The sequence below is a fragment of the Variovorax durovernensis genome, from assembly GCF_977011995.1.
In genome coordinates this window covers 832,746-856,169 of the sequence record NZ_CDRNCW010000001.1, presented here as the reverse complement: position 1 = coordinate 856,169, position 23,424 = coordinate 832,746, and the positions used below count along the sequence as shown (strand labels likewise).

26 protein-coding genes and 1 pseudogene are annotated in these 23,424 nt (G+C 63.3%); 8 read left to right on the top strand and 19 right to left on the bottom strand.

What is annotated here, in order from left to right; all coding sequences use genetic code 11:
- Positions 1-12 precede the first annotated feature (12 nt).
- The 4 genes from ACWV14_RS03920 (at position 13) to ACWV14_RS03905 (ending at position 3,173) form a co-directional block, all read left to right on the top strand.
- Positions 13-858, top strand: a complete 846-nt coding sequence (locus ACWV14_RS03920; protein ID WP_455342729.1) for a TPM domain-containing protein — start codon at positions 13-15, stop codon at positions 856-858.
- A gap of 2 nt (positions 859-860) precedes the next feature.
- Positions 861-1,355 carry a TPM domain-containing protein gene (locus ACWV14_RS03915; RefSeq protein ID WP_454906595.1) on the top strand — a complete coding sequence of 165 codons (495 nt, stop codon included), beginning with the start codon at positions 861-863 and terminating at the stop codon, positions 1,353-1,355.
- Positions 1,356-1,399: 44 nt separating this feature from the next.
- Positions 1,400-1,846: a hypothetical protein gene (locus ACWV14_RS03910; protein ID WP_454912746.1), complete on the top strand. Its 447-nt coding sequence runs from the start codon at positions 1,400-1,402 to the stop codon at positions 1,844-1,846.
- A gap of 91 nt (positions 1,847-1,937) precedes the next feature.
- Positions 1,938-3,173 carry an MFS transporter gene (locus ACWV14_RS03905; RefSeq protein WP_455342639.1) on the top strand — a complete coding sequence of 412 codons (1,236 nt, stop codon included), beginning with the start codon at positions 1,938-1,940 and terminating at the stop codon, positions 3,171-3,173.
- 427 nt (positions 3,174-3,600) lie between these two features.
- Here ACWV14_RS03905 and ACWV14_RS03900 read toward each other — a convergent pair whose 3' ends face one another.
- From ACWV14_RS03900 to ACWV14_RS03825, 16 genes are all read right to left on the bottom strand, one after another.
- Entirely contained in the window at positions 3,601-5,775 is a 2,175-nt protein-coding gene (locus ACWV14_RS03900; protein WP_455342638.1) for a copper-transporting P-type ATPase, read from the bottom strand.
- A complete protein-coding gene (locus ACWV14_RS03895) occupies positions 5,736-5,915 on the bottom strand; it encodes a YHS domain-containing protein (protein ID WP_455342728.1) in 180 nt (59 codons plus the stop codon). The genes ACWV14_RS03900 and ACWV14_RS03895 overlap by 40 nt, the downstream gene beginning before the upstream one ends.
- Before the next feature lie 230 nt (positions 5,916-6,145).
- Positions 6,146-6,337, bottom strand: coding sequence for a heavy-metal-associated domain-containing protein (locus tag ACWV14_RS03890; protein ID WP_454902675.1), 192 nt, complete (start codon positions 6,335-6,337; stop codon positions 6,146-6,148).
- 100 nt (positions 6,338-6,437) lie between these two features.
- A complete protein-coding gene (locus tag ACWV14_RS03885; RefSeq protein ID WP_455342637.1) occupies positions 6,438-8,441 on the bottom strand; it encodes a DUF4396 domain-containing protein in 2,004 nt (667 codons plus the stop codon).
- Positions 8,442-8,564: 123 nt separating this feature from the next.
- Positions 8,565-8,951: a DUF305 domain-containing protein gene (locus ACWV14_RS03880; RefSeq protein ID WP_454902673.1), complete on the bottom strand. Its 387-nt coding sequence runs from the start codon at positions 8,949-8,951 to the stop codon at positions 8,565-8,567.
- A 22-nt stretch (positions 8,952-8,973) separates the two neighbouring features.
- A complete protein-coding gene (locus ACWV14_RS03875) occupies positions 8,974-9,303 on the bottom strand; it encodes a four-helix bundle copper-binding protein (protein ID WP_454902672.1) in 330 nt (109 codons plus the stop codon).
- Between the two features lie 565 nt (positions 9,304-9,868).
- Positions 9,869-10,528 (bottom strand): c-type cytochrome, encoded by a 660-nt coding sequence (locus ACWV14_RS03870; RefSeq protein WP_454902671.1) that lies wholly within the window; start codon positions 10,526-10,528, stop codon positions 9,869-9,871.
- Between the two features lie 62 nt (positions 10,529-10,590).
- On the bottom strand, positions 10,591-11,007 hold the full coding sequence (locus tag ACWV14_RS03865; protein ID WP_454902670.1) for a hypothetical protein: 417 nt from the start codon (positions 11,005-11,007) through the stop codon (positions 10,591-10,593).
- Between the two features lie 58 nt (positions 11,008-11,065).
- A complete protein-coding gene (locus ACWV14_RS03860; protein ID WP_454902669.1) occupies positions 11,066-11,878 on the bottom strand; it encodes a methyltransferase, TIGR04325 family in 813 nt (270 codons plus the stop codon).
- Positions 11,879-11,927: 49 nt separating this feature from the next.
- Positions 11,928-12,302, bottom strand: coding sequence for a copper-binding protein (locus tag ACWV14_RS03855; protein ID WP_454902668.1), 375 nt, complete (start codon positions 12,300-12,302; stop codon positions 11,928-11,930).
- A gap of 75 nt (positions 12,303-12,377) precedes the next feature.
- Positions 12,378-12,869, bottom strand: coding sequence for a cupredoxin domain-containing protein (locus ACWV14_RS03850; RefSeq protein WP_454902667.1), 492 nt, complete (start codon positions 12,867-12,869; stop codon positions 12,378-12,380).
- 45 nt (positions 12,870-12,914) lie between these two features.
- On the bottom strand, positions 12,915-14,330 hold the full coding sequence (locus ACWV14_RS03845) for a multicopper oxidase family protein (protein WP_454902666.1): 1,416 nt from the start codon (positions 14,328-14,330) through the stop codon (positions 12,915-12,917).
- Positions 14,331-14,366: 36 nt separating this feature from the next.
- Positions 14,367-15,791, bottom strand: a complete 1,425-nt coding sequence (locus ACWV14_RS03840; RefSeq protein WP_454902665.1) for a TolC family protein — start codon at positions 15,789-15,791, stop codon at positions 14,367-14,369.
- Complete coding sequence (locus ACWV14_RS03835; protein ID WP_454902664.1) at positions 15,788-16,114, bottom strand: hypothetical protein; 327 nt, start codon at positions 16,112-16,114, stop codon at positions 15,788-15,790. Before ACWV14_RS03835 ends, ACWV14_RS03840 begins: the two co-directional genes overlap by 4 nt.
- 161 nt (positions 16,115-16,275) lie before the next feature.
- Positions 16,276-16,701: a hypothetical protein gene (locus ACWV14_RS03830; protein WP_454902663.1), complete on the bottom strand. Its 426-nt coding sequence runs from the start codon at positions 16,699-16,701 to the stop codon at positions 16,276-16,278.
- A 66-nt stretch (positions 16,702-16,767) separates the two neighbouring features.
- Entirely contained in the window at positions 16,768-17,163 is a 396-nt protein-coding gene (locus ACWV14_RS03825; protein WP_454902662.1) for a hypothetical protein, read from the bottom strand.
- A gap of 191 nt (positions 17,164-17,354) precedes the next feature.
- On the opposite strand from ACWV14_RS03825, the gene ACWV14_RS03820 reads away from it, so the two are divergent.
- Both ACWV14_RS03820 and ACWV14_RS03815 read left to right on the top strand, forming a co-directional pair.
- Positions 17,355-18,038: a heavy metal response regulator transcription factor gene (locus ACWV14_RS03820; RefSeq protein ID WP_454902661.1), complete on the top strand. Its 684-nt coding sequence runs from the start codon at positions 17,355-17,357 to the stop codon at positions 18,036-18,038.
- The gene (locus ACWV14_RS03815; protein WP_454902660.1) at positions 18,035-19,444 is read left to right on the top strand and encodes a heavy metal sensor histidine kinase; all 1,410 of its coding nucleotides are present in this window, start codon (positions 18,035-18,037) and stop codon (positions 19,442-19,444) included. Before ACWV14_RS03820 ends, ACWV14_RS03815 begins: the two co-directional genes overlap by 4 nt.
- A 44-nt stretch (positions 19,445-19,488) precedes the next feature.
- Here ACWV14_RS03815 and ACWV14_RS03810 read toward each other — a convergent pair whose 3' ends face one another.
- Positions 19,489-21,132, bottom strand: a complete 1,644-nt coding sequence (locus tag ACWV14_RS03810; RefSeq protein ID WP_455342635.1) for a Fic family protein — start codon at positions 21,130-21,132, stop codon at positions 19,489-19,491.
- A 78-nt stretch (positions 21,133-21,210) separates the two neighbouring features.
- Positions 21,211-21,375 carry a hypothetical protein gene (locus ACWV14_RS03805; protein WP_455342731.1) on the bottom strand — a complete coding sequence of 55 codons (165 nt, stop codon included), beginning with the start codon at positions 21,373-21,375 and terminating at the stop codon, positions 21,211-21,213.
- Between ACWV14_RS03805 and ACWV14_RS03800 the strand changes: the two genes are divergently transcribed.
- Both ACWV14_RS03800 and ACWV14_RS03795 read left to right on the top strand, forming a co-directional pair.
- Positions 21,343-22,605, top strand: a complete 1,263-nt coding sequence (locus tag ACWV14_RS03800) for a type II restriction endonuclease (RefSeq protein ID WP_455342634.1) — start codon at positions 21,343-21,345, stop codon at positions 22,603-22,605. The genes ACWV14_RS03805 and ACWV14_RS03800 overlap by 33 nt on opposite strands.
- A 51-nt stretch (positions 22,606-22,656) precedes the next feature.
- Positions 22,657-23,184 carry an AAA family ATPase gene (locus ACWV14_RS03795; RefSeq protein WP_454902657.1) on the top strand — a complete coding sequence of 176 codons (528 nt, stop codon included), beginning with the start codon at positions 22,657-22,659 and terminating at the stop codon, positions 23,182-23,184.
- Here ACWV14_RS03795 and ACWV14_RS03790 read toward each other — a convergent pair.
- A pseudogene (locus tag ACWV14_RS03790) lies at positions 23,112-23,386 on the bottom strand (leucine zipper domain-containing protein); the annotation flags it as partial. The gene ACWV14_RS03795 and the pseudogene ACWV14_RS03790 sit on opposite strands and share 73 nt — an antisense overlap.
- Positions 23,387-23,424: the final 38 nt, after the last annotated feature.

Genomic DNA, 23,424 nt, shown 5'->3' with positions numbered 1-23,424 from the left:
ACAGTGCGCGACATTGGCAGAGCACTGCTTCTGGCGTGCGCGTTCGGTTGGTCCGCTTTAGTCGCGGCGCAAGTACCGGTCCCTCCGCTCACAGGGCGAGTCACAGACCAGACTGGAACGCTGACTGCAGAGCAGAAGGCCACTCTGGAGCAAACGTTGACGGCATTCGAAGTCAGAAAAGGAAGCCAACTCTCAGTGCTGATGGTCACTTCAACGGCGCCAGAGGATGTCGAGCAATTCGCCCTGCGGGTCGCGGAGAAGTGGAAGCTTGGCCGCAAGAAGGTCGATGACGGCGCCATCCTGGTCGTCGCGAAGGGCGATCGCACCGTCCGCATCGAAGTGGGATACGGCCTGGAGGGAGCGCTCAACGATCTCACCAGCAAACGCATCATCAGCGAGACCATCCTGCCGCGATTCAAGGTGCAAGACTTTTACGGGGGTATCACGGCCGGCGTTGGGCAGATGATCACTGTCATCGACGGTGAGCCCTTGCCTGACCCGAGCAATGCACCCTCCAGGAGTATCGGCAGTGCTCAACAGTACGCGCCCGTGCTCTTCATTCTCGCCCTCGCCGTGGGCGGCGTGCTGCGCTCCGTGCTCGGAAAAATTCCAGGTTCCCTGGTCACGGGCGGTGTAGTTGCCCTGATTGCCTGGTTCGTCGTTGGTGCAGTGTCGATGGCTCTGGGCGCGGGGGTAATCGCGCTGTTCGTCACCTTGCTCGGTGGCGGGATGCGCGGGCACGGTATGGGCGGTTTGGGCGGCTACTACGGTGGAGGCGGTCGAGGCGGCGGCGGTGTCGGTGGATTCAGCGGTGGCGGTGGTGGCTTTGGTGGCGGCGGTGCGTCGGGGAGGTGGTGATCATGAGAACCCAACGCATCCTGAAGCACTTGCTGACCACACGTGGTCAGGTCACTCGGTGCTTTCCCCGCAGCGCATTGAACGCGATTGAGAAGGCGATCAAGGTCAGCGAGACCGCGCATGCTGGGGAAATACGCTTCGTGGTCGAGGGCGCATTGGATGGCATGCCGCTGTTCAAGGGGCAATCACCCCGGGAGCGAGCCCTCGAACTCTTTGCGCAGTTGCGCATCTGGGACACCGAGCACAACAATGGCTTGCTGATCTATCTGTTGCTCGCGGATCGCGCAGTTGAAATCGTGGCGGACCGCGGCATCCATGCCAAGGTCGGCTCCGAAGAATGGCGCAAGGTTTGCAATCAAATGGAAACGGCGTTCAAGCAATCGAACTATGAAGCTGGTGTGGTCGGCGGCGTGCAGGCTGTGATGCGGCACCTCGTACGTCACTTTCCTGCCGACGATCGCGGGAACGAGCTGCCGGACAAGCCGGTGGTACTGTGAAAAGCACGGATCGAAGCCAGCGCAGTGTCGTTGACGACATTCCCTTGGCCGCGACCACCATGAGTGCGCGCATCTCACCCCGCTACGCCGCGACCTGGATGCTGACGGGTTGCGGCCTCTGGCTTGTGGCGCTAGGGCTCTACTTCATCTTTCTGCGACCGCCCTTGTTGCCGGAAGACACGCGCTTCATGGGCAGCTCGCTGGCTCAAGTTCGGTCTGCGCTGCCTGGCCTGGAGGGATGGCTGCAGCGGGTGTTTGCGGTCATGGGTGGATTCATCGCAGGCGCGGGTGTGTTCACGGTGTTCGTGGCCTGGGCTGCGATGCCGTCAGGATTGAGGGGCACGTCATGGGTCATCGCATTGACCGGGGCGCTGACGGTGGCACTCATGAGTGCAATCAACTTCGATCTCCACTCTGATTCCAGATGGCTGTTGCTCGTTCCTGCGCTGGCCTGGCTCGCGGGCTTGGTGTTCCATATCGCGAGGCGATAGCGACATCGTGACTGACACTGCCGGCCAAGTCGAGTCGAGCGCTACTGCCGCCGAGCCCATGAGAAGAGGCGCGCTGGCGTTGCTGGGCGCCATGGTTTTCATCGTGTCGCTAGGTTACGGTGCGGGACTGCCGCTGATTCGGCTCTATCTGTTGCGCTACCTCGATGCTGTGCCGGCGTCCACGGTGGCCTGGCATGTCGGCATGCTGGGCGGCGTCTACCTGTTCGCCTTGTTCCTGTTGGCGCCGCTCTGGGGTCGACTCTCGGATCGGCGCGGACGCGTGGGGGTGCTGCTAATCGGCTTCGCCACGTTCCTGGTCGGTAGCACCGCCACCGCGCTGGCCCCGAGCCTGGGCTTCGTCTACGCCGCGCGTTTGCTGGCCGGCGCCGGTGCCGCCGCGATCGTTCCGACAGCGCAAGCCTATATTGCCGACAGCAGCACGACAGTCGATCGCAGCCGCCGCTTCGTGCTGCTGGGGAGCGCGTCCTTCATCGGGTTCCTCGCTGGGCCGGCGTTCGGCACCTGGCTGGCCGGTCCGGTGATGGGAACCGTTGTTGGTGAAATGGGAGGCATGCTGAACTGGCCCGCATTAGCCGTCGCTGTGGCCGGTGTACCGCTACTGCTGTTGACTCGGTTGTGCCTCGGTCGAAATCACGACATCGTCGCAACGCAGGCTGTGGAAGGGGACGAGGCTGGGGACGCTCCGCGCCGGCACTTCGTGCACGCGTCGATGTTGCTTGCGGTACTGGCCTCGTTCGCGGTCGGTATCTTTGAGGTGGGCTTCAACCTGTTCGGCAGTCAGACGCTTGGCCTGACCATAGCGACGATGGCTGCGATGTTCATCACCTGCAGCTTGGCGATGCTGGCAGCGCAGTCAATGCTGCTGCTGTCGTCAGTGCGTCGCCGTGTCGATCAGCGCTGGGTGGCCGCCGCGTTCGCCGGCTCGGCGCTCGCCCTGACGTTCATCTCACTGGTGCCTGGTGCGGGCTCGCTGGGGCTAATGATCGCCGTGGTGGCCACCGGTGCCGGAATGGTCGGGCCGGTGCTGTCGTACGAGTTGCTGGAGCGCAAGGCGGGCGCAGCGGGCGCGCTTCTCGGGCGCCAGGCCGCCGCGGGCAATCTTGGCCAAGCGCTCGGCTCGATGGGCGCGGGCTCATTGTTCACGCTAGCGCCGATGGCACCGTTCTGGGCAGCTGCTGCCATTCTCATGCTCGGGGCTGTGCTGTCGCTGGTCTGGTGGGGTCCGACCCGAATCCGCGAAATCGCTGCCAGGAAACTGACAGATGCCAGGGGCGGTGCAACGGCCGCGGGTTCGTCTGCCCCTTGAGGCTACCGTCGGAGCAATGACCAGCTTTAACTTATTTCCGTATGCCGCATCCATGACAACCTGAAGCGCGCTCACGCGCTATCCGATCAAGTGCTTGATCGGAGATTGGTTACATCGCCAAGATGGACGAGGCCCTGCGCAAGCGGGTGCGCGCTGGACGCCTGATGTTGGTGGGCATCGACTTGCCAACTCAACCTGTTGTAGCCAGTGCCACGATGTGCGCGGCGATCTGGCTGCGATGCGTATCCTGCGCTGTGAAGCCAGCCCAGCCTCATCGGTTCTTCAGTTCAATGCACTGCCCACAACCAGCTGAGCGACGGTCAACGCCGTCAGTCGAGCATCACGGCCTGCTGGAAGCAGGCAGCGATATGGTGATGTCGTGGCTACGCAATGCTCCAGCGAGCGGAAACCGGTGGTGCTTGCTGAGCTATTCGGTGACCACCGCAGACTTCGCTCCGGCGCCCGCGTCACGGCCTCTTCTCAAGCGTAAGGCATTGGTGATGACGGACGCAGAACTCAGGCTCATCGCCAACGCCGCGATCATCGGTGACAGCAGCCAGCCCGTGAACGGGAACAACACGCCCGCGGCCAACGGCACGCCGAGGGCGTTGTAGAGGAAGGCGAAGCCGAGGTTCTGCTTCATGTTGGCAATAGTCTGCTCGGAGATGACACGCGCCTGCGCAATGCCTCGCAGATCGCCCTTGACCAGCGTCACCTGGGCGCTGTTCATCGCGACGTCCGTGCCGGTCCCCATCGCCACGCCGACGTCGGCCTTGGCGAGCGCGGGGGCGTCGTTGATGCCGTCACCCGCCATCGCGACGATGCGGCCTTCGCGCTGCAGCTTGTCCACCAGCGCGAGCTTGTCGGCGGGTTTGACTTCTCCATGGACCTCATCGATGCCCAACCTAGCCGCGACGGCCCGGGCCGTGGTCAGCCCGTCGCCGGTCGCCATGATGACCCGCATGCCCGAGGCCTTGAGCGCAGACAGCGCCTCCATTGAGGTGGCCTTGATCGGGTCCGAGACTGCAAGCAAGCCGGCAGGCTGGCCTTCCACCGCCAGGAACATGACGCTGGCGCCCTCAGCCCGCATCGTCTCGGCCTGCGGCTTGAGGTCGTCGGCCCGCACGCGCAACTGTTCCATGAGCGCCGTGTTGCCGAGCGCCAGCTTCCTGCCGCCCACGGCGCCGCTCACGCCGATGCCGCTGCTTGATTCGAAACCGTCGGGCGTGTCCAGCGTCAGGTTGCGCTCGCGCGCTGCCCGCACGATGGCATCGGCCAGGGGGTGTTCGCTGCCCTGGTCCAGGCTAGCCGCGAGGCGCAGCACCTCGTCCTCGGTGAAGCCCGGCGAAGGCACCGCGCGTTCGAACTGGGGGCGGCCTTCTGTCAATGTCCCCGTCTTGTCGACGATCAGGGTGTCCACCTTGCGGAAATTCTCGATTGCGGCGGCATCGCGGAACAGCACGCCTTGCGTCGCCGCCTTGCCTGTGGCCACCATGATCGACATCGGCGTCGCCAGACCGAGCGCGCAGGGGCAGGCGATGATGAGCACGGCCACCGCGTTGATAAGACCGTAGACCCAGCTTGGCTGCGGTCCAAACAGTCCCCAGGCGAAGAACGTCAGCACCGCGATGCCGATGACGGTCATGACGAAGTAGCAGGCGACCTGATCGGCCATTCGCTGCATCGGCGCCCTGGAGCGCTGAGCCTGCACGACCATCTGCACGATGCTGGCGAGCACGGTCTGGGAGCCGACTTTTTCCGACTGCATGACCAGTGCGCCGTTGGTGTTCAGCGTCGCGCCGATGAGCTTGTCGCCAACGCGCTTGGTCACAGGCAGCGGTTCGCCGGTGAGCATCGACTCGTCTACCGCGCTGCCGCCTTCGATCACCACGCCGTCCACGGGCACTTTCTCCCCTGGCCTGACGCGCAGCTTGTCTCCGACGTGCACGTGGCTGATGGGTACGTCTTCCTCGGTGCCGTCGGCGCCGATCCGGCGTGCTGTCTTGGGCGCGAGACCCAGCAACGACTTGATCGCTGCGGAGGTTTGCGAGCGTGCCTTAAGTTCGAGTATCTGGCCCAGCAGGGTGAGCGAAATGATCACCGCGGCCGCTTCGAAGTAGACCGAGACACGTCCCATCGACACGAACGACGCCGGAAACACACCGGGCGCGACCGTGGCCACGACGCTGTAGACAAAGGCTGCGGCCGTTCCAAGACCGATCAGGGTCCACATGTTCGGGCTGCGATTCGCGACGGACTTCACCGCGCGCTCGAAGAATGGCCAACCGGCCCACAACACGATCGGCAGGCTGAGCACGAGTTCGATCCAGCTCTGCGTGCCCATCTCGAACCACTGCAGTCGGTGGCCGGCCATCGCAAGCAGCGTGACGATGACGGTGAGCGGCAATGTCCAGATGAAGCGTCGCTTGAAGTCTTTCAGCTCGGGGTCTTCACCCTCGTCGAGGGTCGGCATCTCGGGTTCCAGCGTCATGCCGCACTTGGGGCAGTTGCCTGGGTGGTCTTGTCGGATCTCCGGGTGCATGGGGCAGGTGTAGATCGTGCCTACGGGGGCGGGTTGCGTGGGTTCTGCAGGTGCAAGCACGAGCGGGCTGTCCGCGGTGCGCTGCGCTTCGCGTACTTTGCCGGGTCGGCCGCGAACTTGGCCTTGCAACCCGCACTGCAGAAGTAGACCGGTTCGCCTTCGTGCTGCAAGACGTGCGGTGACTGCGCAGTCACTGTCATCCCGCAAACGGGATCCTTCAGAACCGCATCGGTCTCATGTGGAGGTTCTCCAGCGGTGTTCGGGTGCGCGCCATGATGCCCTTCGTGGTGCTCATGCAGGTTGGAAGGCGTAGGGTTCATTCGAGTTCTCCAACGAAAAATTGGCCGGATGCGCGCCCTCGGCGCGTCCAGTCCACAGGGGCGTGCACGAGACATCAGCCGATTGAGGCCGGTGTCCCATGCGTGGCGGATCAATTCGGCGGGTAGCCCGCTTCCGTCAGGGCCGCAGTCACGGACGCGCGGTCCTCGGTGCTGTCGACGCGAACAGTCTTGGTCGGCAGGTCGACCTCGATCTTCGCCTGGGCGTCCAGATTCTTGACGGCCTGGGCGATCCGGCTCGCGCAGCCGCCACAGGACATCGACTGGATGATGAACTCTTGCATGAGGGACTCCTTGTTTGAAAGTGATTCCAGTGTCAGGCTTGACATCATGTGAAGGTCAAGCGGTCGCCGCCCAATCCCCAAACAGTGTGGTTCCTTGCATTCAGGTTTCCACCTCCAGGACCATCATCAGGCCACCGCCTCCGTCCTGCTCGACGTTGTTGTTGGTCGTGTGATGCGGTATGTGGCAGTGGACCAGCCACTTGCCAGGCCGGAGTGCCTTCCAGATCACGTCGTAGCGCTGGCCCGGTCCGACATTGACGGTGTCGGCCTGGAAGCGCGCCGATTCCGGCAGGACGTAGCCGTCCCTTGCGACGACGGTGAACGGGCCGCCATGCACGTGCATGGGGTGTACGAAGTTGTTGTTGCTTCCAACGAAACGTAGCTTGATGGTCTCGCCAACCTTCATCTTCACGGTGTCGGTGGCGGGAAAGGCCTTGCCATTGATGGTGAAGTAGTTTGGCAAGCCGCCTTCCATCAGCATTGCCGGGTACGTCAGGCCTTCGCGCTTGAGCCATTCCTGCAACTGCAGCACGTACTCATGGTCCGTCTTCGGCGCCTGTTCGGCATTCTTGGGGTCGATGATCAGTGCGCCGTACAAGCCGAAGGCCTGTTGACGGTCCACATGGTCGTGCGAGTGATAGAAAAACGTTCCCGCCTGCTCGGTCGTGAACTCGTAGGTGTAGGAGCCGCCCGGGGGAATCGGCTTCTGCGTGATCTTGGCTGGCCCGTCCATCTCGTTGGGAAGAATCAGCCCATGCCAATGCACGGTGGTGCTTTCGGGCAGCCGGTTCGTCACCTTGATGCGCACCCGATCGCCTTCGATGACGCGAATCCTCGGGCCCGGGATCGTCGCGTTGAATGCATAGCCCTCGACCGTCACATCCGGCAGGATGTTCCACCGGATAACGCTGGTCTCGAGGTTGAAGACCTTGACACCGTTGTCCAGCGTGGGGACCAGGTCCACATCGCCGCGGGCTTGGGCCCCGGCGATGTGCGCGACCTGGCGCGGGTGGATGGCCGACATGTCGCGCATCGCATCGCCCGGTGTGTCCCACCCCATGATCATGGACGGCGGCATGATGGCGCCGCGCACATCCTTGTTCGACAGGCGCATGTTCACGAACATCGCGGGCATCGTCATGCCGGCCAAAAGCATGAGCGTCGTGGTCATCGTCACAGCCGCCAATTGCGGCCGGGTCACGTTCGGCCGCATGCCGTGACTCGCATGGTCTGATTTGTCGTGCGATTTGTCTTGCACGGGTTGAGCGCTCTTTTCGTGGCCCGCATGCGCCGTGTGGCCCTGATCGGCGTGTCCGCCATGAGCGCTGTGCTGGACTGAGGGAGCGGCAGCTGCGACAGGGGCTTGGCCATGCGCATGGACTTGTGCGTGGTCGGGCGCCGTGCTCGCGCCGGATTGCGCCTCTGTTTTTTTCTCGGGTCGGCGTTCGGTCATCAGCCCGTGTTTCAGCTTCCTGGACACCATCCAGACGTTCACCGGATAGGCCACCGCAAATCCGACGGCCACACCCAGCGACATCACGCCCCAGAAGATGAGCTCGGTGGGATCCATCGCTCGCATGTCGCGGCCCATCATCAGCAGTGCCATCACGGGGGCCATGCCCGCCATCATCGCGTTCATGCTGATGAATTCGGGCATGAACGACTTCTTGACGTTCTCCCAATAGGTGCCGCCCATCATGTTCTTCATGAAGAGCGACTGAAAGATGAAGAGGCCGAATGCGAAACCCGCGATGTACTCCACGATCAGGTCGATCCACATCGGAAGGCCCAGCACCGCGGTCACAACGGCCGCCAGGATGATCCCGGTCGCATCGCCCGCAACGCAGTGGATCGTCGAGCCCACACCCTGTTTCCACAGCGGCTTGACGAACTCCTCGTGCTCTCCTGGGGCCGGCTCCTTGTCCGCCATCACGTACAGCAGAAGGCCCACGGGGCCCAGGTACAGGGTGACGAGGATGAACCCCCACTTCATCACCACAGGCTCAGGGTTGTTCCTCAACTGGTCCCAAGCCACGTAGGCCGTCGATAGCGCGGCCAGAGCGAACCAGACGGCCAGGAAGTAGTCGATGGGTTGAACGAACATGGTGTTCCCCGGTGTGTGGGTTCAGGCGCGCACGATGCTGCTGCCGGTCACCTTGCGCCATGCGGACCGTGCGAGTTCTGGAATTGATAAGTGCGGGCCCTGCGTGAGGGCACCACCTACCGTTCAGGGGTTCTTTTTCATCCACGCATCCAGTTGCGCGATTTCCTTGGTTTGATCCTTGATGATCTTGCGTGCCATCGCTTTGAGTTCCGGTGATTTTCCGTGTGCGATCTCTGGCTTGGCCATCTCGAGCGCTTGCTGGTGATGCATCTTCATCAGCATTGCGAAGTCCTTGTCGGTGTCGCCCGACATCTGCATCTTTTGCATGCCGTCCATGCCACTCATCATGGACTTCTTCATCTCGTCCGATCCGCTGCCCTTTTGCATTTGTGCGGAAGACATGGCCATTGGCGCCGGTGAAGTGGGGGGTTGTGTTTGCGCCGTCGCAGTCAGCGCAAAGGCCGCGAGCGCAGAGGCGTTCGCCAAGGTCTTGAAAGACAGGGAGGTCATGGTTTTCCTTGGTGGTGTGAAATCAATGCGCCATTTCCAGGCACGCGACCGCGCAGGCTCGACAGGCCTTGGCGCAGGCTTGGCAGTGCGGCGCCTGGTGCTTGTCGCATTCCTGCGCACAGGCTTCACAGATGTCGGCGCACAGCCCGCAAACTTCTGTTGCGCACTCGCTGCCGCGGGCGATCGCCGCGGCGGCGAACTGACAGATTGCCGCGCAATCCATGTCCAGCGCGATGCACCGGGACATCATCTTGACGTTGTCCTCTTTCAAGCAGGCGGCCGCGCAGCGATTGCACGCGACGGCGCACTCGTTGCACGCCTCGATACAGGCAGAGTCGGTTTCATGTGACATGGCTGTCTCCTTTGCGTAGCGGCCGACGATCGGCGAAGCGGGACGATGCAACCGCCCCGGCGTGCGCGACGCGACGGGTCGCGGGTGAAAGAGCTCCAATCAAACGATCGGCGTGCGAATCGACGTGACGGCGATGCGGATGTCGACCGTGCGAGAGCCTGAGCTTGTGTGCAGGGTGCCGAAGACGCGAGCAGCCGTCTGTCGGACGCCAGCCCGGTCACGGTTGCGAATTGCCGACGCTTCATCGTTTGCTCCGCCTGGACTTCCTGGATGCAGTCGAGCGGAGGGTTCCCCGACCTCTGTGCCCGTTCGATCGGTTTTTCCGGTGTTTGCGGCGCTGCCAGCACACGATCACCGCGAAAACGATCACTCCCAGGATCCATGCGATGAACATGGTGCTCACCACATTCTCGGAAACCCACCGGCCTGTCACGTACATGCGTCACCTCGTTTGGCTTGTCGGCCACTGGCAGGTACGCGAGGTACGCGCGCGGCGGCAGCAGAAGTGGGATAGGACGTACTGAATAGGCCGCATGGTGATTTCAGGCAGGTTGCCGGCCAAGGCTCAGTGCAGGCCCGCGATGTAGTCGGAAACGGCCTTGATTTCGCGATCATTGAGCTTCGCTGCAACGCCACTCATCGGCACGCTGTTGAGTCGTCCCCCATCGCGAAACGCGGTCAGCTGTGCCGCGATGTATTCGGCGTGCTGTCCGCCCAGTCGTGGGTACTGAATCGGGATGCCCGCGCCGTTGGGGCTGTGGCAGCCCGCGCAGGCCGGCACACTGCGGTCTCCAATGCCGCCGCGGTAGATCTTCTCGCCTAGCGCCACGAGATCCTTCTCTTTTGCAAACCCGGGCTTGATAGGCTTGGAGCCCAGGAACCAGGCAACATCGCGCATTTCCTGCTCGGAAAGCATCGCGGCCATGCCGCTCATGACTGCGCTTTTTCTTTTGCCGGATTTGAACTCCTGCAATTGCTTGAGCAGGTACTCGGGATGCTGCTGAGCCAGTTTGGGGTTGGCGGGGATGGCAGAGTTGCCGTCCGCCATGTGACACGCGGCGCACGACTTGCCATTGAAGACGGCTTCGCCGTTCGCAATGTCGGGTTTCGCCGATTTGGCGGGGGCTCTTTCGGTCGGCACCGGTGCGGCAGGATCGGCAGCGAAAGAGAAGCCGGAGGAAAATCCACCGAGAGCGGCTAGCAAAAGAGGCACGAACAATTTCATGGAGTTCTTAGGTTTGTGGGTGGGCTGGCTGCAAAGATGGCGGGGATCGTGTGGAGGCCGCGTCAGTCGCGCGGCGCTCGTGCATGCGACAACACGCGAACGGGTGTGCCGCACCTGACGACGTTGGTCGAAACGATGTCGCCCAACTCGACGGATGTCGCGGGATCCAGCATCACGATGTGCGCGTGGCGCTGGCCCGTGGAACGATCGAGCAGGATGGCGAAGCGCTGTACCGCAAGTTCGTCGGCGCTGGCCGTCTTCCTGCAATCCGTGCGCCCACCGCGCTGAATCTCGTTCGCGCGGCCGATTTCGACAATCTCGCCTGTACGCCAGCCGTCCTGAAAATCGCGGTGCTGCCGGTAGAAATCGGCGCAGCCCGTCAGACCGGCGGAGATCGCCACAACGAGAATCCCGCTCGCAACAGCATGCGCCATCACGACGGTGCGATGCCTCGTCTTCTCCGTGTCGACGGCAGGCAACGTCGATCCCGATCCGCCAGGACTGGCCAGGGCGCATCGACGCTTTGGCTTGTGTCGCTCAAATGGCAAAGTAGAGGCCACTGAACGTCGGAATGCAGCGCTCGGAAAACCCCGGCAGGTATATCGAGCGCTCAGGAACCTGCCACTGGTCGCGCAGGGTGTACCCCCGCGCTTCGATTTCCTTGATGAAGCGCTGGCGGTTGTAGACGTGCATCGGCGCAAAGCAGCCAGCGCCGATGTTCTGTGCCGTGACGTAGTCCTCGCCGTCGTACAGCGGAAGCTTGTTCAGCAGGACATGCCGGGGTCGCGTGTCGCACTGTTGAAGCAGATCACCGGGACGCGAATTCTCGACATAGTGCAGGGCGCCGGCAGACAGCCAGATGTCGTTGCCGTGCAGCGCCTGCGACAGATCCTCGGCGAAGCTCAGTCCAGTGGCCTCGGCCTGGCTGGCTATTTTTCGCCCGATGGCCGTGATCGCAGGCACTTCGACGACGCGCCAGGACAGGCCCTGCGGCATTTCGAAATAGCGGCGATAGGCGTAGAAGTGAACTCCCACCGAGCCACCGATGTCGAGCAACTTGGTGGCACCGTCTCTGAACGCGCGTTCGAGCCACCACATCACGGGGTAGTCGTACGCAAACACCTTCTTCGTGCGGACATTCACGTACTCTTCCGCCAGGGCTGCGTGGTCGAATTCCGGACTGTCAGGCAGCCAATCCCGGGCTTCGGAAAAGTTCTTGAACAGACCGAAGTAGCTGCCGAACCCGGCCTCGGAAAAGAACTGCTGGCGTCGCCAGCGCTGCAACGCTGGCCGGGTGACCGGTCCCTCCAGGATCTGCCGAACGACTTGCGAAGCACTTGAGTAAGCCATTCCTTCTTCCATCCTTTCGATAGTCGCCGCCCGTTTATTTTTTACGCGCTCAGCGGGCTGATTCGATCTTCGTGACGACGATCTTGCCGTCGATCTTTTCCGCCTGGAAACGGACCTTGGCGCCAGTCTCGAGCTTGTCGAGCATGGCGTCGTCCTTGACCCCGAACACCATCGTCATGCCGGGCATGTCGAGGTTCTTGAGCGGGCCGTGCTTGATCGTGAGCTTCTTGTTGTCCTTGTCCACCTTGCGAATCTCGCCTTCAGTGAGGTCCGAGGCTGCGGCCGCATCCGAGCCGCCGGCTGCCGGTGCCTTTTCGGACATGCCCGGCATGTCTGCTGCGGATTTGGAGGACTGCGCACCGGCTGCGCCGGCGAACGAGAGTGCGGCAACGAATGCCAAGAGTGCGATACGGGTGTTGGTCATGAGGATCTCCTCTGCTATGAATGAATTTGGAGTCCCGCCGCGTTCCGATGGAAGTGCGCGGCGGGAGCGTCGCGCTTACTTCCCGGTCTTGGTCACGTTCACGGCGCCCTTCATGCCGGCGTCGTAGTGGCCGGGCTGCAGGCACGCGAAGTCGACCTTGCCGGCCTTGGTGAATTGCCAGACGATCTCGCCGCTCTTGCCCGCGGCCAGGGTCACCATGTTTGGATCGGAGTGCTCCATCTCCGGGTTCTTCTTCATGACTTCGTAGTGCTCCTTGAGCTCCTTCTCGGTCCCGATCACGAGCTCGTGTTTGAGTTGACCGGAGTTCTTGATGACGAAGCGCACGGTCTCGCCCTGCTTGACGCTGATGTTCGCCGGCGTGAAGCGCATGCTGTCGGTCATGTCGACGTTGATCGTGCGTGTCGCCTTGGTGAGCACGCCGGGCTTGCCGATCGCCTCGTCGGCATCGTGGCCGTGACCACCGGCATGGGTGCCGGATGCCGAAGCGCCAGCGGCGGCCAAGGCCACGAGTGCTGCGAGAGCGGTGTTGCGGAAGGTGTGTTTCATGGGTTTTCCTTTGAGAGTTGGAGGTTGAAACGGAGGGTGAGAAAACTAGTGATTCGAATGGCCGCTGGCGGGCTTTCGAATCTGAACTTCGATGTTCTTGGCGGGCATGTTCTGGGCAGGCATCGCGGCTGCGCCGGCACCACGTTGGCGCGAGGTCTCCGGCGGCGGCCCATCCAGTTCGTAGGCGACGGTGCCCTTCGGGTGCTTGAACCAGCCGGGATTCGAGTAGTCGCCGGCCTTCTGGTTTTTGCGGACCTTGACCATGCTGAACATGCCGCCCATCTCGACCGAGCCGAAGGGGCCTTCGCCCGTCATCATTCGCGCGGTGTTGTCGGGAATCGGCATTTCCATCTCGGCCATGTCGGCCATGCCGCGTTCGCCCATCACCATGTAGTCGGGCACCAGGCTTGTGATCTGCTTGGCCACGTCCTTGTGGTCCAGACCGATCATGGTCGGCACGTCGTGGCCCATGGCGTTCATCGTGTGATGGCTCTTGTGGCAGTGGAAGGCCCAGTCGCCTTCCTCGTCGGCAAGGAACTCGATCTGGCGCATCTGGCCGACGGCTACGTCGGTGGTCACCTCGTACTGGCGCGATGTCTTAGGTGTAGGGCCGCCATCGGTGCCCGTGACCAGGAACTCGTGCCCGTGCAAGTGCATCGGGTGGTTCGTCATCGTCAGGTTGCCAATGCGAATGCGCACCTTGTCGTTGAGCCGGACATTGAGCGAGTCGATGCCCGGAAAGATCCGGCTGTTCCAGGACCACAGGTTGAAGTCCAGCATCGTCATGATCTTGGGCGTGGCGCTGCCGGGCTCTACGTCGTAGGCGTTGAGCAGGAACACGAAGTCGCGGTCGACCTTCTCGATCAGCGGATGCTCGGCCTTGGGATGCGTCACCCAGAAGCCCATCATGCCCATGGCCATCTGCGTCATCTCGTCCGCATGCGGGTGGTACATGAAAGTGCCAGGGCGGCGCGCGACGAACTCGTAGACGAAGGTCTTGCCTGGGTTGATCGGTGGCTGGTTCAGCCCGACAACGCCGTCCATGCCGTTGGGCAGGCGCTGGCCGTGCCAGTGGATGCTGGTGTGCTCGGGCAGCTTGTTGGTCACGAAAATGCGCACGCGGTCGCCTTCGACCACCTCGATGGTCGGTCCGGGCGACTGGCCGTTGTAGCCCCACAGGTTGGCCTTGAAGCCGGGCGCCATCTCGCGCACCACGGGTTCGGCCACCAGGTGGAATTCCTTGACGCCGTTGTTCATGCGCCAGGGCAGGGTCCAGCCGTTGAGCGTGACCACGGGGTTGTAAGGGCGTCCGCTCGAAGGCATCAGCGGCGGCATGGTGTTGGGCGTGGTCTGGAGCACGGGCTCGGGCAAGGCGGCCATTGCCACCTTGCTCACGCTGGCCGCGGCGATGGCGCCCGTGATGGCACCCGCACCGCTCAGGAAATTGCGTCTGTTTGTCATGTCGTTCAAATCGGTTGGAGAACTCTGAGGGCGGGCTCAGTGCGCCGCACCAGCGGAGGCGCCTTCGCCACCCGAGCTGGCCATCGAGGCCCCTGCGGACGTGGGCTTGCCCATCACCGAAGCCGCCAGCGCGGCATCGGCCAGCCAGAACTGCTGCTGGGCATTGATTGCGTTGGTGACGCTCGCGATCTGGTCACGCGCTTCGGCCAATAGCTCAAAAACGCCGATCAGCATGCCGTTGTAGCGAAGGACGTTCTCGTCGGCCATCGCCTGGCGCAGCGGCACGATCTCGTCGCGGTAGTGCCGCGCGATGTCGTAGGCGGTGCGGTAGGCCGAGTACCCCTCACGCAACTGCGAAGAGGCGCCGCGCACGGTGGCGTCGTAGCGGTTGGCCGCGGCCAGCGATTGCGCGTTCAACATGTCGCGCTGCGCTGACCCCCAGTCGAACAGAGGCAGGCGGATGTCGAGCTCGAAGCCCCGGCGGGTGCTCTTTGTGTTTTCCGCGTTGTCGAACACCGTGTCGCGCCGACCGCCCACCTCGACGTCGATGAAGGTCGACAGCAGATTGATGCCTTGCGATTTGCCTGCGACATCCAGTTGGGCGCGTGCCAATTGGACATCCAGACGCTGTTCGGTCGCAGTCGCTGCGACTTCCTTCGCCTCGCGAGGGGCCTTGGGCAGATCAGGCAAACGTTCGGGCAAGGTCAGTTTGGTGGCCTGCTCATCGTTCAACCCCAGGACACGAACCAACTCTTCGCGCGCAGCGGTGGTGGTGTGCTGTGCCGAGGCGAGCTGGGTCGTCGCGTCGGCGTAGAAAACCTGCTGGCGTGCACGCTGCAGCTTGGAGAAATTCCCAATCAGCTGCATCCGGCGCGCGAGTTCGGCGCTGGCCTGGGCCGACTTGTTGACCTGCTCGGCATACTTCAGCGACTGCTGTGCAGCGACTGCACGGACCCAAGCCTGTTTGACCTGCGTAACCTGGTCGACCACGGCACCGGTCAGTTGGACTTTGGCCTGGGCGGCCTGGCTCCTGGAGATCGACAGGCGTTGTGGCAACAGGATGAGGTCCACCAGCCCGAATGACAACAGGCGATCGAGCTCGAGTTCGCTGTTCAAGCGGGTTCGTGCGAACGACAGGATCGGGTTGGGTAGCCTGCTGCTCTGGTTGGTCGCGGCGATGTCGCCCCAGCTCTGGGCGATCAGGGCCTGGACGGATGGGCTGTTGGCCAGCGCGAGTTGGACCGCGTCACTCTGCGACAGCGGTTTGGCGAGCAGTTCCTGCGACAGCGCGGCGCGACGGTCGCGCTGCTCCTGGGTCCGGCTGAGTTCGAGCTTCCCACCGGTGAACTGCTGGGCATTGGTATTGGTGTCGCTCAAGGCGTCGTCGATGCTGACGGACGCGCATCCGGCGAGGACAGCCGTCGCGACGGCAATGGCTGTCAAACGAAGGGCGCGCTTCATGGCTTCTCCTTCTTCGCAGGCATGGGCATCGAATGGCCTGGCTGCGCGGCCGGCGCAGCGGCTGCGCCCTTGGGCGAATCGGCCTCGGCTGCACTGGAGCCTGACGCCTCCTTGGCGTAGGCCTGCCAGCCACCGCGGCGGTAGACCGTCTCGTTGGCTTCTTTCCAGGGGATGGGCTTTTCGTCGGCAAAGGGCTGATAGCCCTCGAGCGCGGACTTGTAGGTCAGGACGGTGAGCGCCGCAGCCTCAGCGGATTTCGCGGGCGCGGGCTGAGCCACCGCGACAGCGGCACTCAGGGTCGCCAAAGCGGCGAACGCAGCCAAGGCGGGAAAAGCTGCCAACCGACGGGTCGGCGATGAATGGAACATGGAGTCCTCGCAAGTTCATGAACGGAGTACGTCAGAGCTGCCCGAAAAGGCATGACGCAGGCGATGCATGAGCGTTCGCGGCGGCCCGTGACGAGAGTCACGGGCGCACGAACGCGTTAAGCGCGAGGAGGTTTGTCGAGGACGCGCGGAGCGAGCGTGACCACCGTGATGGCAGGCTCCGCCAAGTCGGCTTTGGGAAGGTCGTGGAAGACGGCCACGTCCATCGTGCTGGTCAGCGCCGTGGCATGGCATGCGCCGCAGGTGCCGCACTTGTGCATCGCATCAGGCTCGGCACTCGCTGTCTTGGCGGTGCTGTCCTTTGTGGGAGGCTTGGCAGCCTGTGCCGCCTTGTGCTCGTGATCGCCGTGTCCGTCCGCATGAGGGTGGCGGGCATGGTCGTGCGCGCCGGGCTGTGCGAGCGACACTTCGGCCGCCGCACCGGCGTGACCCGGTCCGCAAAAGACCATGGCTGCCGCCGCGTACCCCTGGAAGGGCACGGCGAACATCATGATCCAAAGGACGAACAGGCGAACCCGGTGCATGTGGCGAATTCTAAGTCGAGCGGTGTGTCAAGAAGCCTGTATGGACATCCAGTTTGTACGCAACCCTCAGGGCTGCGCTTGTGCGCGAGCCTTGCTCGCATCACCTCTGGGCGCTGGCAGAGGCGCACCGAGCCTTGCTGCGGCATCCCAGTTGGGTTGCTTCTGCGCGGCTTCCAGTTCGGCCACCACTTCGGCGCGCGACTTGGCGGCTCCGACCTTCGGCGTACTCATCGACCCCCAGCGCAGCATGCTGGCCCCGGCAGGGGTTTTCTGCGCATCCGCGAGTTCAGCTGATACCTGGGCCTGGGATTTGGCCTGTCCCGCTTCACTCGGGTGATAGACCACACCGGCTTCGTTGGGCGCAAAGTGGGACGGGCCTTCTGCGTAGGCTGCAAACGGCGCGATGAATGCAGCGCCTGCACCAACGGCAAGTGCGAGCGAGAGGATTTGACGGTTCTTCATGATAGGTCTCCTTCAACGAATTGCTCGACTTCGCGAGCTGCACTGAACACGTCGGCATCGACCACCGAGCCGGCGATGCCAGTCAACTGGCTGGCATGCAATGACTCTAGGAAGCCAGCCCGCCAATCACCCACCATGTGGATTACAAAGAAGTAATCCACGCCTGCGACCCCGCGCCGTAGCATTCGACGATGCGCATCCTGGTCATCGAAGACGAACACAAATTGGGCGACTACTTGGTCAAGGGCCTGACCGAGAGCGGCTTCGTGGTAGACCTCGCGCGCACGGGCATCGAGGGGCGCAGTCTCGCGCTCGATGGGGACTACGACCTGCTGGTGCTCGACGTGATGCTGCCGGGCATCGATGGTTTTGCCGTCCTGGAGGCCGTACGCAAGGCCAAGTCGATGCCCGTGCTGATGCTCACGGCCCGCGACGAGGTGGCCGACCGGGTGCGCGGACTGCAAAGCGGCGCGGACGACTACCTTGCCAAGCCTTTTGCGTTCTCCGAATTGCTCGCGAGGATCCAGGCCCTCCTGCGGCGCGGCAAGCTCCATGAGGTGTCCAACTACGCGCTCAGGGACCTGAGCCTCGATGTGGTGGCGCGCAAGGCGACGCGCAACGGGCACCGCCTGGAGCTGACCGCCAAGGAGTTCGCGTTGCTGACCTTGCTCATGCGCCGCCAGGGCAATGTACTGTCGCGCACGCAATTGGCCGAGCAGGTGTGGGACATGAATTTCGACAGCGACACGAACCTTGTGGAAGTGGCGATCCGGCGATTGCGCAGCAAGATCGACGATCCTTTTGAAGAGAAGCTGCTGCACACGGTGCGCGGCATGGGGTATGTGCTGGAGAGCCGGCAGGGCAGCGGATCGTGAGCGCCGCCAAGACCGCCGTGGAAGGACTGGGCCAAGCCACCGAGATCGTGGCAGTCGCGCCAGAGGGGGCCGTCACCGCGCCTGCGCAGGGCACTGGATCCATCCAGGCCGCACTGTCGCGCTGGTTTGCAGCCCAGGCCTTCATCGGTCTCAGCCTGGTGTGTGTGGGGATCTATGCCGTCACCGCCTGGAGCTTCCAGGTCAAGCAGGCCAGCGAATTCGAGCGACAGTCGGAGCTCATCAAGCACCTGATCCAGGAGTCGCGCGATGACCCGGGGCGTGACGGACTGCGCCACAAGCTGGATGACTTTTTCTCGACCCATGCGGAGATCAGTCTCGTGTTGCGCCTCGGCAACGAGATCGTCTATTCGTCCGCGCCGGTTCGGACCTCGGGGCGCTGGGTGTGGATGCCGACGCAGGAGCAGCCGATGCCGTCGGGCGACGCCGCGATGCAATTGCAGCTTGGCATCGACGTTCAGGAGGACGCGAAGCTCCTGGCCCGGCTGGCCTGGACCTTGGTGGGCGCGGTCGTCCTCGGCTCGGCGGTCATCTCGCTGACCGGTGCCTTGCTGGTGCGTCGGGGGATGCAGCCACTGAAGAAGCTCGTTCTGCAGACCGCCGCAACCGGACCCGCGCATCCGGGACGGCGGATCGATCCCTCCCCGTATGCCTCTGAAATCACTCCCTGGGTCGCACAGTTCAACGCGGTGCTTGACCGGGCCGAGCAGGCCTATCAGCAGTTGGAATCGTTCAACGCGGACGTGGCGCACGAACTGCGCACGCCGCTGGCCAACCTGATCGGGATGGTGGAAGTCGAGCTGGCGCGGCCAAGATCGGTCGAGGAACTGCACGACGCCTTGTTGTCGGCGCTGGAAGAAGCACGGCGTGTCTCTGCGATCGTGATCGACATGCTTTTCCTGTCCCATGCGGACCGCGGCGCGGTGGCCCGCCGCTCGGCGCCGGTCAGCCTGGCCGACCAGGTGCGCACGGTGCTGGATTTTCATGAGGCGACGCTCGAGGAGGTAGGGCTGAAGGTCCAAGTCAGCGGCGACGCGCGCATAGGCGTCGACGCCGGTCTGGTGCGCCGGGCACTATCGAACCTGTTGAGCAATGCGAGCCGGTATGCGGCGCCAGGCTCGACCATCGCGGTCGTGATCGACACGCAGCCCGACGGTGTTTGGGTCAAGGTCGCCAACCGGGGCGAGCCTGTCCCCGCCGACGTGCTGCCCAATCTTTTCAAACGCTTCTTCCGGGCGGAGCGCTCCCGCACCGACTCGTCAGAGCACCATGGGCTGGGCTTGGCGATCGTCGCCGCGATCGCGCGCATGCACGGCGGGCAGACCCGCGCCACCTCCCGATCGGGCGTCACCGAAATCAGCTTCTCTCTGGGGTTGCCCGAAAGCTGATTCGACCTGGGCCGCGCGCCGCTTTGACGCGCCATCCGCAGCCCTCAACCGCGCGGGCGTTGCGGATCGTCTTCTTCGATGTCAGCGTCCAATGCGCCATCGTCGTGCAGCGGGTCGGCCTGCGCGTCCCTTGCCGCATCCAGACTCTGGGCGACGAACGACGCAAACGGCTTGATGTCACCCTGGCCGCTTGCCGCATTCAGCGCCGCCATGTACCGATCGCGATCCTCAAGGCGCAGTACTGTCCAGGGAAAGCCGCCCGAGGCCAGCATCGTGTTCATGATGAAGCGCCCGAGCCGGCCATTGCCGTCCATGTACGGGTGAATGAAGACGAACATGAAGTGACCCAGCACCGCGCGCACCGCGGTCGAGCGTTCGTCGCGCAGCAGTTCGAAGAGCACGGGCATCATCTCGCGCACGGCTTCGCGCGGCGGTGGCACATGTTGCGCGTTGCGAATGTAGACCTGATGCCCGCGGTAGCCCGCCAGGTCCGTCGCCGCCAGAAGCCCAGCGGTAACGCTGGGCGCGAACATCGCGCGAAACCAGGCGCCATGATCGCCCTTGAGGACATCACCGGCGTTTGCGCCGTCGAGGATCTTCCGGATGGACACCTTGACCTCGTTGTGCGCCAGCCAGTAGCCGTGCGCCGCCATCGCATCTCTGGACTGCCGGTCCTGCTCGTGGATGTCCTCGTTCCAATCCCCGCCCGCCACGCGACGGATCAGTTCCGGCGTGACTCTGTAGCCTTCGATGGACAGCGAATGGTAGGCATCGGTGACATAGACATCTTCGACCGCCTGCATGAATGCGTCGACGTCGCCCGGCGACCCGGGCTCCTGCTGCGGGAAGTCACCCATCACGTCGTCGCGCATCGAAGCCCACATGAGTCGCAGTCTGGAGACATAGGGAGACTCGATGCGGTCGCCCGGGACAATCCTCGGCGGGATCTCGAACGGATTGAATTCAGTGACCTGGTTGCCCAAAGCGCGCATGAATCCCAGGATGTCGTCCGCGATCGCACCTCGGCCCACCGCCCGGAACGCGCCGGCAAGCCGCCCGGCGATCGTGCTGTGGTTGCCCTCGGCGAGCAGCCGGCTGAGTTCCGATGCATCGCTGATGGACAGCAGCGCGACCTGCGCGTCCTGGGCGGAAGCCCTGAAGAAGTTCTCCGGCGCCTTCAAGAGAGCTTGGGCCAGCGTCATCGTGCGGATGTTTCCGACGCTGTCGCGTCGGTCGGGCCCAGGAAAGTCTCTCGCCTGATAGTCCATCAGCGAGAACCCGTTCGGCAAATCCAACACGCCGTTCTTGCCCAGTGGCGAGTGAATGACAACCTGTTGGGGCAGCAAGGTCGTGCCGGCGTGCAGTTTCAGCGAGTACTCCGCCGATACGCACCAGTCGGCGCCGAACCTGGCGTTGCAATAGGCGGCAATGAAGTCCTTCATTCCAGCAATCCAGGGCGTCGTGTCGCCGGCCTTGGCCGAAGGGCTGGCGGACATGTACCAGCCCTGGATCACCGGCTGGAGATACCTCGCGGCGAGCAGCGCCTCGCGGTCGGTGCGGGAAAACTGGCTCGTGTTGAACACGCCATGGCCCTGCGCCTGAAGCACATGCAGCGCTTCCAGGGCCGTGGCCAACCGCCGCTGCGCAGGGGTGGCTTTACGCGAAACCGAGGTCGGATGGGTTGCCATGTTTCATGCTCGCACAGTCGGCGGGAGGCGCCGATGGCGCTCGATTGCTAGATTCTTATGCCCTTTGGGCGCTAGATTTCATTGTATATTGATTGCTAGATTAAGTTGCTTTTCGAATGCCAGAGATTTATGAGAAGGCGTCGCACCTGATTTCGGCGCCCCGTGCTTCAATCGCAGCGTCGCGCCATGCGCCCCCATCTCATCCTGTCCATGTCCATCGGTCTTGAAGTTCTCATCGGTCACTGGAAGACCGATCCCTTGAGTACCTACAACTCCTGGTTTCTGTGGGAAGAGCGACTGAAGAATTTCCGCTCCATCCGCCGCGGCTTGGCCCAGGTGGTCAAGGACATCGATGCAGGAACCTTCGGCAGTGCATTTCGCGGCTCTTCGCTGGAAACGGTCGTCGGGTCGGTGGCGGAGCAGCGCCAGATCTTCAAGGGCGCCGACCACGCGTTTCTCTGGAAGCCGAAGCTGCGCATTCCCGACATCTACGAGAACGCCGCCAATCAGCATGCCTTCGCCCGACTGCTACATGCCTGCGACTGCTGCGACAACGCCGAAGAGGTGGTCGAGGCCATCCGCCGCATTGATGCGCATCGGATCAAGGGCCTCGGGCCGGCTGTGGCGAACCTGCTGTACTTCGTCCATCCCACGATCGTGATGCCGTTCAACACGGCGATCGTGAAAGGCTACAACGCCGTCACAGGCAGCAACGTCAAGCTCGGCAAGTGGGACCACTACCTTTCCATGCGCGAGGGCTGCCTTCGGCTGAACGCGCAGCACCGCCGGCTGTTGTCCAACGACATGGGAGCACTGGCGGGATTGCTCTTCGACATCGGCTCGGGCCGATACACGGCGCCGCCGCGCGGCGACGACGTCGCAGCCGTTCAGGGCTGGGAGGCCGACCTCGAGAAGGTGCGTGAGGAATCGGCCGCTGCCCACAAGCGCTGGGCCGCGGAGCGTGAGAGCGACGCAACCCATACCGAGATCCAGGGATGGCTGCGAGACCTGGGCAAGGCACTCGGCTACGGTGTGTGGATCGCCTCCAACGACCAGGGCCGCGGCTATGCAGGCGGGCGGCTCGGCGACGGCTGCCTGACGCAATTGCCTTCGGGCGCCCAGCCCGGCCTGGAGTCGGTCCGTTTGATCGACGTGATCTGGGTGGAGGCCGACAACTCGAAGATCACCGCGGCCTTCGAGGTGGAGCACTCGACCTCCATCTACTCGGGCATCGTGCGGATGCTGGATCTTGCGCTGGGCTCCGAGTTGGGCGCCGGCGTGTCGATGTTCCTGGTAGCCCCTGACGCGCGGCGCGACGATGTGCGGCTCCAGCTGCGCCGCCCGGCGTTTTCGCGCGTTGCCGAACTCGGCATCCGTTATCTGCCTTACAGCGAACTCGGGACGCATCGCGAAGCGATCGGACGATTCGGCTCGGGCTTGAAGCCGTTGAGCGAGATCTCTCACTTGCTGTGATCCAGATTCCTGCTGGCGCGGGTTGCCTACTTTCAGGAAGGGGTAAAGGGCATGTCCTCTGCAAAGCGAGACTTCGAGCAATTCGTCCAGTGGCTGCATGGGCAACCCCGGGGCATCGCCGATGACGTGAAACGCCTGGCGCACTTGGTGCTCGCCAATCTCGATGGCGTCGCACGCACCTCGAACCGTCAGTCGCAGAGAGCGGGTCTCCTGGCAGAACTCTGTCGTCGCGATCTTGCGGGTTCTCTGACCGACATGCCAGACATCGCTGCCAATGCGGCAGCACAGGATTGGGCATGGACACGACTGAATCGTTTACGAGTTGGGCCCTTCAGAGGCTTTCGCCAAGCCGAAGATTTCGATCTCAGCAGGCGTATCACCTTGATGTACGGCCCAAACGGAAGCGGCAAGAGCAGTTTCTGCGAAGCCTTGGAGTACGCGCTGCTCGGCAGTGTTGATGAAGCGGAGGCGACACGCCTTGGCGCTGACGCATATCTGGCGAACAACAGATCGCTCAATCGCGACAGTCCGGCACGACGCAGCACGCGGCTAACAGTGGCCCTGGACACGCCCATGTAAGAGGCGATGCGGGCCTGCAAGAAGAGCTTGCGCCGCAACTCGACAATGGCCAGGGCGACATGAGGTTCGATGGAGCGAGGCGACTTCTCGGGGCGAGAAGACTTGTCCAGCAGGCCAGCCGCACCATCGACCAGTAACGGGCCAGCCACTTGCGGGCAGTGACGGCGCTGACACCGTGCGAGGCGGCGGCATCTGATGCGCTGTCAAGCAGCCGAAGCAAGAGCATCTGGACGATGCTTT